This is a genomic window from Sulfitobacter sp. UBA4523 (genome assembly GCF_002388305.1).
GTDB classification, from domain to species: Bacteria; Pseudomonadota; Alphaproteobacteria; order Rhodobacterales; family Rhodobacteraceae; genus Sulfitobacter; species Sulfitobacter pontiacus.
In genome coordinates this window covers 1-12,326 of sequence record NZ_DGMH01000001.1, presented here as the reverse complement: position 1 = coordinate 12,326, position 12,326 = coordinate 1, and the positions used below count along the sequence as shown (strand labels likewise).

Genomic DNA, 12,326 nt, shown 5'->3' with positions numbered 1-12,326 from the left:
TTGGGCAGTTCGATAAAGATCACGGTGACGCCGTGGTCGGGTTCGTCCTGCGCAGGACCGACATTCGCACCCAAAGCGTTGCGGTATTGATCCGCAGCGGCCTCAAGGTCCGGCACGGCGATGGCTACGTGGTTTAGGCGACCGATCATCATTCTTCTCCCTCAAATCAACATTTGACCCGGTTTATGGGCTGCCGCTGCCGCAAGAGCAATGCGTCACGTTAACACCGTATTAGCGAAGCGCGCCTAACCATAGGTCACCCACAAAGCATAACGGAGGAATCATGGATACGCTTGAACATCAGGCCCAAAGCCTGCCCGCCCCCACGGCCGACCGCCCGCTTTTGGGCCTTACCGTTCTGGTGATCGAAGACAGCCGCTTTGCCTGCGAAGCGATGCGCCTGCTCTGTCTCCGCTCTGGCGCGCGGATCAGACGGGCCGACAGCCTGCGCGCGGCGCGGCGGCATTTGCAGGTCTACCGCCCGTCGATCGTGATTGCCGATCTGGGGTTACCAGACGGGAACGGCATTGATCTGATTGCGGAACTGGCACAATCGCAGCCCCGCGTGGATGCGTTACTGGCGATTTCGGGGGAGACCCATCTGGCGGCGGATGCGCTGGCCGCAGGGGCAGACCGCTTCATGAGCAAACCGTTGCAGTCTTTGTCACAGTTTCAACAGGTCGTGCTGGCCGCCCTGCCGCAGCATCACCGTCCGCTGGGGCTGTCCGTGCTTGCCGATGAAACGATCACGCCCGACACTATCGCGTTGCAGGATGACATGGCGCATATGGATGACGTTCTGTCCGGCCCCTGTACGCCTCAGACGCTGGAATATGTCGCGCAGTTTCTGACCGGCGTGGCGCGCAGTGCGCGGGACGCAGCACTGGAACAGGCGGCGACAGCGCTGGCAGCACGCAGTACCTTGGGCCTGCCTGCTATCGAAGAACAACGGGTGATCCGGTCGGTCTTGCGCCAACGCCTGATGCGGCAGATCGCGATCTAGTCGCGGGTCACGTCAGCGGGTCACTGGACACCCGCACGAGGCTGGTCAGATCGCCCAACCGTTCGCGCTGCTTCCCCTCTGCGTCAAAGTTTGCAGGGGAAAGCCACGCTTCGAAGGCTTCACGCAGGCCCGGCCATTCGGCGTCAATCGCCGCAAACCATGCCGTATCGCGGTTGCGCCCTTTAACGACAGCCGCCTGCCGGAAGATGCCTTCGTAGCTGAAGCCCAAGCGTTGCGCGGCACGGCGCGACGGCATGTTCAGCGCGTTACACTTCCATTCATACCGACGGTATCCCGCCTCGAACGCCCATTTCATCATCAGATACATGGCATCCGTCGCCGCCCGCGTGCGCTGCAACGCGGGCCCAAAGGTGATTGACCCGACCTCTATCGATCCGGCCTCTGGCGCGATACGCAGATAGCTTGCCACCCCTTCGATATGCCCTGTCTCTAGGTTCTTGATCGCATAGAAGAGCGGGTCGTCTTTGGTTTCGACCTCGCGCACCCAGCGGTGAAACTGGGCAGAGGATGAGAACGGCCCGTCATACATATAATGCCAAAGCTGATCCTGCCCTTCAAAGGCGCGGAATAGCAGGGCGGCGTGGGCCTCGGCGTTCAGCGGTTCAAGCTGGGCGTAGCGGCCCGTCATCACCGTCCGCGGCGGGCGCGGCGGGACGGAAAAATCTGCAACAGGGGCACCAAGTGGGCCGGGGGGCTGGTCATCTTGTTTCATGCGCTTACGTTAAGGCCAAGCGCTGTCAGCGCCAAGACCCGAATGTCATATGACATCACCCAATCTGGAGCGCAGAAAGGTCCTGTTTTTGCCACAAACGCCTGCGAGGCTGATGGCATCCGCAGCCACCAACCCACCCACGTCACCCATCCCAAGGGGCACATCATGTTCACCAAACTGCGCCGCATCTACGCCAAGGAAACCAGTTTCGACTGGACCGTCTTTGCGGCAAATGTGGTGGGTGTGGCGATCGTGGCACTGGCTTTTGCCCATGCGCGCGACTTTGGCGCACAGACCGTGGTAGAGGTTGCGCAAGCCGGTTTCTGACCTTTGGGCGCAGGCCTGCCTGACATTGACCGCCCCCGCCCGACACCACGAGATTCAAACGAAAAAGCCCGCCTTTGGCATATCCAAGGCGGGCTTTTCTATGGGTATGTTGCAGGGCTTAGTCCTGCGGGATGACCCGCAGACCCAGTTCCATCAACTGATCCGACTGTGGTTCGCTTGGCGCGTTCATCATCAGGTCTTCGGCGCGCTGGTTCATCGGGAAGAGGATCACCTCGCGGATGTTCGCCTCTTCCGCCAGCAACATGACGATCCGGTCGATACCGGCCGCACACCCACCGTGGGGCGGGGCACCGTATTGGAACGCGTTCACCATGCCGCCGAACCGCTTTTCGACTTCGTCCTTGCCGTAGCCTGCGATCTCGAACGCCTTGAACATGATCTCTGGCTTGTGGTTCCGGATGGCACCGGACACCAGTTCGTAGCCGTTGCACGCAAGGTCATACTGATAGCCAAGCACTTCAAGCGGGTCGCCCATCAGCGCGTCCATCCCGCCCTGTGGCATAGAGAACGGGTTGTGTTCAAAGTCGATCTTGCCGGTTTCTTCGTCTTTCTCGTAGATCGGGAAATCGACGATCCAGGCAAAGGCAAAACGGTTTTCGTCCGTCAGACCCAATTCGGCACCGATGACGTTACGGGCACGGCCCGCGACACCTTCGAAGGACTTGGGCTTGCCGCCAAGGAAGAACGCCGCATCGCCCACGTCCAGACCCAATTGCTGGCGGATCGCCTCGGTACGCTCTGGCCCGATGTTCTTGGCCAGCGGACCCGCCGCTTCCATGCCACCTTCGACCTCACCGGCTTTCAGCTTGGCTTGGGCTTCTTTCACCGTGATGCCCAGTTCCTGTGCCACGCTGTCGGCGGTTTTCTCGCGCCAGAAGATATAGCCCATGCCGGGCAGCCCTTCTTTTTGCGCAAAGGCGTTCATGCGGTCGCAGAACTTGCGGCTGCCGCCAGTGGGCGCGGGAATGGCGCGGATTTCGGTGCCTTCCTGTTCCAGCAGTTTCGCGAAGATCGCAAAGCCGGAGTCGCGGAAATGGTCGGACACGACCTGCATCTTGATCGGGTTGCGCAGGTCGGGCTTGTCAGAGCCATACCACAGCGCCGCATCTTTATAAGAGATTTGCGGCCATTCCTGATCCACAGCCTTGCCGCCGCCGAATTCTTCGAAAATGCCGGTCAGCACGGGCTGGATGGTGTCGAACACGTCTTGCTGTTCGACAAAGGACATCTCGAGGTCGAGCTGGTAGAAATCGGTGGGCGACCGGTCAGCGCGCGGATCTTCGTCCCGGAAACACGGCGCGATCTGGAAATACTTGTCAAAGCCGGACACCATCAGCAGCTGTTTGAACTGCTGCGGGGCCTGCGGCAAAGCGTAGAACTTGCCCGGGTGCAGACGCGACGGCACGAGGAAGTCGCGCGCGCCTTCGGGGGAAGACGCGGTGATGATCGGCGTCTGGAATTCTTTGAAGTTCTGGTCCCACATGCGCTTGCGGATCGACGACACAACGTCGGACCGCAGCACCATGTTGTCCTGCATTTTCTCGCGCCGCAAGTCGAGGTAGCGATAGCGCAGGCGGGTTTCCTCGGGATATTCCTGATCGCCAAAGACCTGCAAAGGCAGCTCTTTCGCGGGCCCCAGCACTTCGATGTCGCGCACGAAAACTTCGATCTCGCCGGTGGGGATCTTGGTGTTGACCAGATCGGCGTCGCGGGCCTTTACCTCGCCATCGATGCGGATACACCATTCGGACCGCACCTTTTCCACCTCGGCAAAGACGGGGGAATCAGGGTCGCACAGCACTTGGGTCATGCCGTAATGGTCGCGCAGGTCGATAAACAGGATACCACCGTGGTCGCGCACACGGTGCACCCACCCGGACAGGCGAACCTTGTCGCCAACGTTTTCCTTGCTCAGATCGGCGCATGTATGGCTGCGATATGCGTGCATGACGGGTCCCTTTCGAGGGCTAGAATTGTTCGGGGCAGGTACACCGTTTGGGGCCGCGGAAGTCAAGAGTTTCCCGTAAAAACGGCACAAACCGCGGGTAAAACCCCCGCGTCAAACCGTAGGGCTGAAAATAGATGGGCCGCCTGCTCCTCCCAAAGCAGACGGCCCTTCCCGCGCGACGTTGATGATCCTCTTACAGGACCAATACATCAAGCGGCGGAAACCCGTTAAAGCCGACCGAACTGTACGAGCTTGTGTAAGCGCCGCAGTTCTTGATCATGACTTTGTCACCGTCCCTTAGGTCAAGTGGAAGGTCAACCGGATTTTTTTCATAAAGCACATCGGCACTGTCGCAGGACGGGCCAGCAAGCACACAGGGGCCGACGGGCTTGCCGTCATGCGGGGTCACAAACTGATAGCGGATCGCCTCGCCCTCGGTTTCGGCCAGACCGGAAAAACGCCCGATATCCAGATACACCCACCGGCGTGCCGCCTCTGCCGATTTGCGCGACACCAGCAACACTTCGGCCGCGATATGCCCTGCCTCTGCGACCATGCCGCGGCCCGGCTCTGCCATCAGGACCGGAATCTCGCCAAAGCGTTCTTTGACAGCGGCAACGACTGCGGCGGCATAGCCGCGCGGCGCATCCACCGGATCACCGTGATAGGCAGGAAAACCGCCACCGATGTTCAGCAGTTGTAGGTCGTGCCCTGCTTCTTTCGCGGCGTGCCATAGCGGGGCGACCTGATCCAGAACGGGGTGCCAGTATTCGGCGCGACGGGTTTGCGAACCGACGTGAAACGACAAACCATAAGGCACCAGACCCACGGATTTGGTGTACTCCAGCAGACTTGGCAGCAGCGAGCCCGCGCAGCCGAACTTGCGGGTCAGCGGCCAGTCCGCCATGGAATTCTCGACGATCAGACGGATATAGACGCGCGCGCCGGGGGCGTGCTCTGCGATTTTGTCGAGCTCTGCCTCGCAGTCGGCGGCGAACATGGTCACCCCGATGGAATGGGCAAAGGCGATATCAACGCCGCGTTTGATGGTGTTGCCGAAAGAGATTTTCGCAGGATCCGCCCCTTGGGACAGACACAGCTCGATCTCCTGACGCGACGCCGCATCAAAGCCCGAGCCGCGTTCGACCAGCATACGAATGATCTCGGGGGCGGGGTTCGCCTTTACCGCATAGTGGATTCGCGCATCGCCCAGGCCGGCTTGCAGCGCGTCGTATTGTACACCCACACGGGCGCGGCTGACGACGAGAGTCGGTTTGTCGAAGCTGTTGTTCCAGATGTAATCAGCCGCTTCGTCATAGTTCGATGCTGCGGATGTGTTCACGGTGGCGGTAGCTGTGGCGTTCATGGTCATCTCCAAAGAGCAAGGAAGGGCGGGAGTACCCTAACATGTCGTTTCAAGAGACGTTACCGTCGCTGCATAGGCGCGGGGTCAATCCGCGGACAGACGGACCGGCCAGAGGCGCGTGCGTTGGCGTCTGTAAGCGCGCATTTACGCTGTTTTCAGATTCGCGCAAGTGGCAAAATACTTGATACGACAATTCGTTTTTCAAGGAGGCACGCAAAGCGCTGCGTACCGGTGAGCGGTGACGGATCGGGGCTATTTCTCCCAATCCGTGCCGATGGCTTCGCGGTCCTTTTCGCGTTCTTCGGCTGCCATTTCCCGCACCTCGGCGCGCTCTTCGGCGTCGCTTTGTTCGGGCGTGGAATTCGACTGTGGTTCCCCTGTCAGGGCAAGCGAGAACAGGATCGGGAAGTGGTCGGACCCGATATTGGGCAAGCGCGACATACGGATCAGGCGGAACTCTGCATCATGGAACAGATGGTCAAGGGGCCAGCGCATGACGGCAATACCCGCGTGAAACGTGTTATAGAACCCACGTCCGACCCGTGGATCAAGCAGCCCCGACAGCCGCTGAAACCGGCGGGTGGTGGTGGACCAAGCAACGTCGTTCAGATCGCCTGTCACGATCGCGGGCAGATCGTCCTTGCTTGCTTCGATGCCGACCAGCGCGATCTCTCCGTCGCGGCCCTTGGTGTCGTGATAGGGCACGGGGGGTTCGGGGTGCACGATATACAAACGCCACATCCGCCCTGACGGCATCGCGACCTTGGTCCGGATCGACGGCACATCATCGACCAGCAGGTCCCGCACCTGCGTCTCTGACGGCTCCATCTTGGACATCATGACCACGCCATAGGAGTTATCCTTGGGCACTTTCACCCAATGCGGGTACTGGTCTTTCAGCGCGTCATAAAGCGCGTCGACCCAGTCCGGATCCACCTCAAGCGCGGCGGCGATATCCGGGTCTTCGGTGCGGATCAGGTCGATCAGACGCTGATACTGGCGATTGGATTGTTTCACGTTTGACGCAAGGATGGTGACACGGTTTTCCGCATCAGCGGCCTGTGCCTCGGTCGCATCCACCGATTGGCGCGGCCAGAGCGGTGTGAATTTCAGGATGTAGCCCGTGTGGATCGCCGCAATCACAGCGAGGATCGCCAGCGCCGGGTTGCGATGGTCAGGTTCAAGAAACACCAGCGCCACGGCAGCCAGCGCCACGGTCAACACAAACAGCTGCTCACGGGGGAACGCCATCCCCCGGATCGCGCCGTGCGGTATCTTGCTAAAGGGAAGCACGCTGATCGCAGCAACGAGTGCGACAACGCCCCAAAACAGACCGAGTACTATCGTCGCCAGCATGCATGCCCCCTACGTCAAAAAAAGGGGCGCAGAGCGGTTGCCCTGCACCCCTAGCTCAACACGAGGTTAAGCGGATTTGTTCCGAAGCCGCCAGAAGGGCGGAACCGGATTACTTGTCGTCGTCTTCATCCGCGTCGGAACCGCCCTCGGGCAGCTTGAAGAAACTGTCGGCGTCAGAATAGTCGCCGTGGTCTTTTTCTTCGTCATCCGCAGGGTTGCCGGACAGGGTGAACGTTTCCAGACCTTCGATAGAGGTCGGCATCTTCGGTTCCGTATCCATGCCAAGCGATTGTTCGGTGCTGACCAGACGGCGGCGTTCGTCATCGGTCATCAAGCCACCTTCGGCGGCTTTCTTGGCAGCGGCTTTCTGGACGGCGGCATCCAGTTCGGACTGTTTGCACAGGCCCAAAGCCACGGGATCGATCGGTTGGATGTTCGCAATGTTCCAGTGCGTCCGCTCGCGGATCGCCTGAATGGTTGGCTTGGTGGTGCCGACCAGCTTGCTGACCTGACCGTCGGAGAGTTCGGGGTGGAACTTGACCAGCCAGTAGATCGACGCGGGGCGGTCCTGACGTTTGGACAGCGGCGTATAGCGCGGGCCGCGACGTTTCTCTTCGCCTTGAGCAGACGCGTTGAACTTGAGCTTGAGCTTGTGCAGCGGGTTCGCCTGCCCTTTTTCGATCTCTTCTTCGGTCAGCTGGTTGTTGGCAATCGGGTCAAAGCCCTTCACGCCTTGCGCCACGTCACCATCCGCGATGCCCTGCACTTCAAGCTCGTGCATTTCCACGAAATCCGCGATCTGTTTGAAGCTCAAGGTTGTGTTGTCCACCAGCCATACGGCAGTGGCGCGGGCCATAATCGGTTTTGCCATGTCGGTCTCTCCTTAAAACGCACTTTCCCCGTCGCCTGAAATAGGCTGTCCTGCGGGGCAGAACGGTTTCCATTGTGGGGGAACTTGAACGCCTTATACTCGGACCGGCAAAATAAGGAAAGACCTCAATGCGATTGCTGATCTTGTGCCTGTGTCTGTTGCTGGCCCCGATGCCCCGCCCCGCGGCGGCCAAGGGCGAAATTGCGGGGGAATTTGACTATTACGTGCTGGCGCTCAGCTGGTCGCCCAACTGGTGTGCGCTGGAAGGCGATGCGCGCGATTCCGCGCAATGCGACGCCCGCCACGATCACGGCTGGATCATGCACGGGCTTTGGCCGCAGCTGCATCGGGGGTTTCCCTCCTACTGCCGCACCGCCGAACGACCCCCCACCCGTGGCATGACCGCCGCCATGGCTGACATTATGGGAACGCCCGGTCTGGCGTGGCATCAATGGAAGAAACACGGCAGTTGTACCGGCCTGCCCGCCACCGGATATTTCGATCTGTCGCGTCAGGCCTATGATGCCGTGACCCGCCCCGCGGTCTTTCGCAAGGTCACGGGCGACATCCGCCTGCCCGCCTCGGTGGTGGAGGAAGCGTTTCTGAAAGCAAACCCGACGATGGAGGCCGATGGCGTCACCGTCACCTGCAAAAGCGGCTACATTCAAGAAGTGCGTCTATGCCTGTCAAAAACGCTGGAGCCGGTGCCTTGCGGGCGCGACGTGATCAAGGATTGCACGCTGGATGACGCGCTGTTTACCCCGATCAGATAAACCCCGCACTACGTGCGATCATTGCGGCGTCGGTGCGGTTGCGGGCGTCCAGCTTGCGGCACAGCGTTTTGACGTGCAGCTTGATCGTGACCTCTTGCAACTCTAGGTCGCGGGCGATTTCCTTGTTCGATTTCGCCTCCATCAAGCCGCGCAGAACCTGACGCTCCCGCTCTGACAGGGCCTTTTCAAAGTCGGTTTCTTCGGGATCGTCCTTGCCAGACATAAAGTTGACGGGCGCGTAAATCTCGCCCGCGGCCATAAAGCGGACCGCGTTGACCAGTGATTTCGCAGGCAGCGTCTTGGGCAGGAAACCGATCGCGCCCATGGCCAGCGCCTGTTCCGCGATCAACCGCGTTGCCGTGCCCGAAATCAGACCGACAGGCTTTTCCTCGTTGGCTTTCATGACCTTAGGCAGCGCCTCAAGCCCCTTCATGCCGGGCATCGTATAGTCGAGCAGTACCAGATCAAACGGCCCCTCTGCCTCTATCTTGGCCATCGCTTCGGGCAGGTCGCTTGCTGCAACCGTCTCTGTCTCGCCATCGGCGTCCAGAAACATTGCAATCGTTTCGCGGACCATATCGTGGTCGTCCGCAATCAGTATCCGTAATGCCATAAGTTCTTTCCTTCCCTCGCCACCACCTCAATGCTGCTTAAGTAGTCGTAGACCAACTTATGGGCGAATAATAGCACACATGAGGATAGGATAACTGTGTCGAATTTTTGACGGCTATACCTTCGTATAGTAAGAATACCCTTAATCTCAGTCGCTCTCCAAACGGCGTTAACCTAAGGTTGATGTACAAACACAGGGGAAGGATACCGAGTTATGACGTTTCAAGCTTTCACCAAGACAATCACCGCCGCACTGTGCGGTGCCGCATTGGCCACTGCTGTGAGTGCACAAGAAGACGCCGTTCTGACCGTCACGGCGGGCGACATGGAACACACCTATACGATGGAGCAGCTGAAAGAACTGCCGTCGTCCAGCTTCGAGACCGAAACCATCTGGACCGAAGGCGCGCAGACCTTTCAGGGCGTATCGCTCAAGGATCTGATGGACACGCTGGACGTCTCCGAAGGTATGATCGAAGCGACCGCGATCAACGACTATGCGGTCGAAATCCCGATGGAGGATGCGGTGTCCGACGGGCCGATCATCGCCTATGCCAACAATGACAAAGAGATGTCGCGCCGCGGGAAAGGTCCGCTATGGATTGTCTATCCCTATGACAGCGACGTAAAGTACCAGACAGAAACGATCTATAGCCGTTCTATCTGGCAGTTGAACCGGCTGGCGATCAAGTAACCGCAAGGCATGTTCACCATGGCCGATTTGATGCAGGACGGCCCACAGCGCAACAGGGTAAGATATATTCTTGCCCTGGCGCTGATGGTCGGCATCCTGCTTGCCGGTTACCTGGCGTTCAACGTCTGGGACCGCGTGCGCGCCCTTGGCAGCGCGCAGCAGGATCATGCCGAATGGGTGTTCTCACAGCTTGAAATCGACTTTCTCAAACTGGATGGTGCCGTTGAACAGGCGCGGTCCGGGGACGAAAACGATCTGGCGAACCTGCGCAAACGTTTCGACATCTTCTACAGCCGCACCGAAGTCGCCGAACGCGTACAGCAAAGCGGCGACCTAAGCCGGGAAATCCAGAAGATACAAGCGGTTCTGGACACACAGATCCCCCTGATCGACGGCAGCGATGAGGCGCTCGCCGCCGGTGTGCCCGCCCTATCGGAAGCGCTGGCCACGGTCGAGGATATGCCGCGCAACATCGGGCTTGCCTCCATCTCCTTCGCCGCCAAAGCGGCAGAGGCAGAGCGCAAAGAGATCGCGCAGCTGATCGAGATCTTGCTGGTGATCGTGGTGACCGTGACCATTGCGCTGCTGGGGGCGATCCTGCGGCTGTCGCGCCAGACGATCACGCTCAACCGCGCCTCGCGCGAGGTCGAACGCAACCACTCGCAACTGGCGACCATGCTACGCGCCTCGCTTGATGCGGTGATGGTGCTGTCGGTGGATGGCGAGATTATCGATTTCAACGGCTCTGCCGAAGAGGTCTTTAGCATCTCGCGCGATCATGCGCTTGGACGCAGCTACATCGAACTGCTGGTCCCCCCTAAATTACGCCATCGCCAACGGGATAACCTCGCCCATTTCAACGCAACGGGAAAAACGCGGCTGGCCGAAACCGGCCGTCACGAGACAGAGATGATCGACGGCACCGGCCGCATCTTCCCTGTCGAACTTTCCGTGTCGCTGGCACGGTCAAACGACGCGCCGGTTTTCGTCACATATATCCGCGACATCACCGACAAACTGCAAAAAGAGCAGGAGATCATCCGCGCCCGCGACGAGGCGCTGGATGCCTATCAGGAAAAATCGCGTTTCTTCGCGATGATGAGCCACGAGATGCGCACGCCGCTGAACGGCATCCTCTCCGCCATCCACTTGCTGCATGACGACAAGCTGGACGCCGAACAGCGCAAATATGTCGAAGCCGCGCTGAAATCCGGTGACATCCTGCTGGGCCATATCGACGACGTGCTAGCCATCGAACGCAGTGAGGCCGAAACCAACGACAACGAGTTGCAAGCCAGTGATATGGTCGCGCTGACCGCCGGCATGGTCAACACCATGACGCCACTGGCCAAGACATCGGACACGCGGCTGCATCTGGATCAGGACGGGCTGACCGACACACCCATCCTGACAGACCCGCGCGCGGTGCAGCAGATTCTGGTCAACCTCATCAGCAACGCGATAAAATTCAGCCCCGACGACGATATTGTGCTTAGCGCGACCTATGACATGGAACCGGCCAATGCGCCGATGCTGCATATCGAAGTGGCAGACAATGGCCCCGGTATCCCGCCCGATGACCTCAAGCGGATTTTCGAGGATTACGTATCGCTCGACAGCCGCTACGAGCGGCGCACAGGGGGCACCGGTCTGGGGCTGGGTATCGTGCGGCGGCTGGTGCACCGTCTGGGCGGCACGATCACCTGCGTCTCCGAGGTTGGCAAAGGCGCGCGGTTTATCGTGCGACTGCCAGCAGACTTCGTACAAACAGAAGCCCCGCAGCCCGTCGCCCAACCGCAGCTTGATACCGAAGACACCCCCGCGATGAACTTGCTGGTCGTCGACGATAACGAGATCAACCGCGATCTGCTTAAGGCAATGCTGGGCCGTCTGGGTCACGAGGTCACCCTTGCCAGCAGCGGCCCCGAAGGCATTGATCGTGCGGCCGAACAGAGGTTTGACGCGATCCTGATGGATATTTCGATGCCGGGGATGAGCGGGCTACAGGCCACGCAGGTGATCCTTCAAGGGGGCGGGCCCAATGCCAATACCCCGATCATGGCTGTGACCGCCCACGCCCTGCCCAACGAACGCGCGGCCTTTACCGCGGGCGGGATGACCGGCTTTCTGCAAAAACCCATTAACACGCGCCGTCTGAAAACCGCGCTAAGCGAGCTTGTGATGCCTGCCGCTGACGGCACCCCTGATGCGACTGAAGCAACGCACGCCGAGCCGCAGCATCCGGTACTGAACGCCAATCAGGTGAACGAATTGTTCGAACTGCTTGGTCCTGAAAAGCTTGCCGATCGCATTGGCAATCTGCGCCAACGTGTAGAGGGGCAATTGCCACCCCTAGCCTCTGCCGAGGACCGCGACGATCTGCAACGCAAGACCCACGACCTTGCCGGGTTGTGCGGCATGTTCGGCGCAGAGCGCATGCACGCGCTGCTTGCCACCATCGAACAGGACTGCAAACAAGGCGACGTGGACAAAGCCCGTGATCAGGTCGCCAAAGTGCCCGCGGCGTGGGCCGAAACCCTTGACGCGTGGGAGGCGCGCCTGTCGGCGTAACGCCCCCTGAACGACAAGGGGCGCCCTGTTATCAGAGCGCCCCTTGCCTCA

12 protein-coding genes are annotated in these 12,326 nt (G+C 59.9%); 5 read left to right on the top strand and 7 right to left on the bottom strand.

The features are described from left to right. On the bottom strand, nt 1–149 hold a 149-nt coding region (locus tag B3849_RS00060), incomplete at its 3' end, for a VOC family protein (protein ID WP_286779673.1). 134 nt (nt 150–283) lie between these two features. Between B3849_RS00060 and B3849_RS00055 the strand changes: the two genes are divergently transcribed. Continuing rightward, on the top strand, nt 284–1,003 hold the full coding sequence (locus tag B3849_RS00055) for a response regulator (RefSeq protein WP_184583278.1): 720 nt from the start codon (nt 284–286) through the stop codon (nt 1,001–1,003). Between the two features lie 7 nt (nt 1,004–1,010). Here B3849_RS00055 and B3849_RS00050 read toward each other — a convergent pair whose 3' ends face one another. Beyond that, nucleotides 1,011–1,736 (bottom strand): GNAT family N-acetyltransferase, encoded by a 726-nt coding sequence (locus B3849_RS00050; protein WP_132997524.1) that lies wholly within the window; start codon nt 1,734–1,736, stop codon nt 1,011–1,013. Nucleotides 1,737–1,901: 165 nt separating this feature from the next. Here B3849_RS00050 and B3849_RS00045 point away from each other — a divergent pair, with 165 nt between their 5' ends. Continuing rightward, complete coding sequence (locus B3849_RS00045; RefSeq protein WP_235602514.1) at nt 1,902–2,063, top strand: hypothetical protein; 162 nt, start codon at nt 1,902–1,904, stop codon at nt 2,061–2,063. A gap of 118 nt (nt 2,064–2,181) precedes the next feature. Here the strand turns inward: B3849_RS00045 and aspS are convergent, their stop codons facing one another. The 4 genes from aspS to B3849_RS00025 all read right to left on the bottom strand — a co-directional run bounded on the left by aspS (nt 2,182) and on the right by B3849_RS00025 (nt 7,625). Continuing rightward, entirely contained in the window at nt 2,182–4,032 is a 1,851-nt protein-coding gene (gene aspS / locus B3849_RS00040; protein WP_037943121.1) for an aspartate--tRNA ligase, read from the bottom strand. A gap of 193 nt (nt 4,033–4,225) precedes the next feature. After that, the gene (locus tag B3849_RS00035) at nt 4,226–5,404 is read right to left on the bottom strand and encodes a type III PLP-dependent enzyme (protein ID WP_005851249.1); all 1,179 of its coding nucleotides are present in this window, start codon (nt 5,402–5,404) and stop codon (nt 4,226–4,228) included. Nucleotides 5,405–5,650: 246 nt separating this feature from the next. After that, nucleotides 5,651–6,754: an endonuclease/exonuclease/phosphatase family protein gene (locus tag B3849_RS00030; protein WP_286779671.1), complete on the bottom strand. Its 1,104-nt coding sequence runs from the start codon at nt 6,752–6,754 to the stop codon at nt 5,651–5,653. A 109-nt stretch (nt 6,755–6,863) separates the two neighbouring features. Beyond that, nucleotides 6,864–7,625, bottom strand: a complete 762-nt coding sequence (locus B3849_RS00025; protein WP_009825939.1) for a DUF1013 domain-containing protein — start codon at nt 7,623–7,625, stop codon at nt 6,864–6,866. A 128-nt stretch (nt 7,626–7,753) separates the two neighbouring features. On the opposite strand from B3849_RS00025, the gene B3849_RS00020 reads away from it, so the two are divergent. Beyond that, complete coding sequence (locus B3849_RS00020) at nt 7,754–8,398, top strand: ribonuclease T2 (protein WP_260004741.1); 645 nt, start codon at nt 7,754–7,756, stop codon at nt 8,396–8,398. Here the strand turns inward: B3849_RS00020 and B3849_RS00015 are convergent. Further along, a complete protein-coding gene (locus tag B3849_RS00015; RefSeq protein ID WP_064216337.1) occupies nt 8,391–9,011 on the bottom strand; it encodes a response regulator in 621 nt (206 codons plus the stop codon). The genes B3849_RS00020 and B3849_RS00015 overlap by 8 nt on opposite strands. Nucleotides 9,012–9,224: 213 nt before the next feature. On the opposite strand from B3849_RS00015, the gene B3849_RS00010 reads away from it, so the two are divergent. Together B3849_RS00010 and B3849_RS00005 are read left to right on the top strand one after the other, a co-directional pair. Beyond that, a complete protein-coding gene (locus tag B3849_RS00010) occupies nt 9,225–9,704 on the top strand; it encodes a molybdopterin-dependent oxidoreductase (RefSeq protein ID WP_009825937.1) in 480 nt (159 codons plus the stop codon). 18 nt (nt 9,705–9,722) lie between these two features. Beyond that, entirely contained in the window at nt 9,723–12,275 is a 2,553-nt protein-coding gene (locus B3849_RS00005) for a hybrid sensor histidine kinase/response regulator (protein WP_286779670.1), read from the top strand. Nucleotides 12,276–12,326 lie beyond the last annotated feature (51 nt).

Bases quoted from the DNA above. Each gene is read 5' to 3' on its own strand.
- B3849_RS00030 (WP_286779671.1), bottom strand. From the start codon at position 6,754: ATGCTGGCGACGATAGTACTCGGTCTGTTTTGGGGCGTTGTCGCACTC.
- B3849_RS00055 (WP_184583278.1), top strand. From the start codon at position 284: ATGGATACGCTTGAACATCAGGCCCAAAGCCTGCCCGCCCCCACGGCC.
- B3849_RS00005 (WP_286779670.1), top strand. From the start codon at position 9,723: ATGGCCGATTTGATGCAGGACGGCCCACAGCGCAACAGGGTAAGATAT.
- B3849_RS00025 (WP_009825939.1), bottom strand. From the start codon at position 7,625: ATGGCAAAACCGATTATGGCCCGCGCCACTGCCGTATGGCTGGTGGAC.
- aspS (WP_037943121.1), bottom strand. From the start codon at position 4,032: ATGCACGCATATCGCAGCCATACATGCGCCGATCTGAGCAAGGAAAAC.
- B3849_RS00050 (WP_132997524.1), bottom strand. From the start codon at position 1,736: ATGAAACAAGATGACCAGCCCCCCGGCCCACTTGGTGCCCCTGTTGCA.
- B3849_RS00010 (WP_009825937.1), top strand. From the start codon at position 9,225: ATGACGTTTCAAGCTTTCACCAAGACAATCACCGCCGCACTGTGCGGT.
- B3849_RS00045 (WP_235602514.1), top strand. From the start codon at position 1,902: ATGTTCACCAAACTGCGCCGCATCTACGCCAAGGAAACCAGTTTCGAC.
- B3849_RS00015 (WP_064216337.1), bottom strand. From the start codon at position 9,011: ATGGCATTACGGATACTGATTGCGGACGACCACGATATGGTCCGCGAA.
- B3849_RS00035 (WP_005851249.1), bottom strand. From the start codon at position 5,404: ATGACCATGAACGCCACAGCTACCGCCACCGTGAACACATCCGCAGCA.
- B3849_RS00020 (WP_260004741.1), top strand. From the start codon at position 7,754: ATGCGATTGCTGATCTTGTGCCTGTGTCTGTTGCTGGCCCCGATGCCC.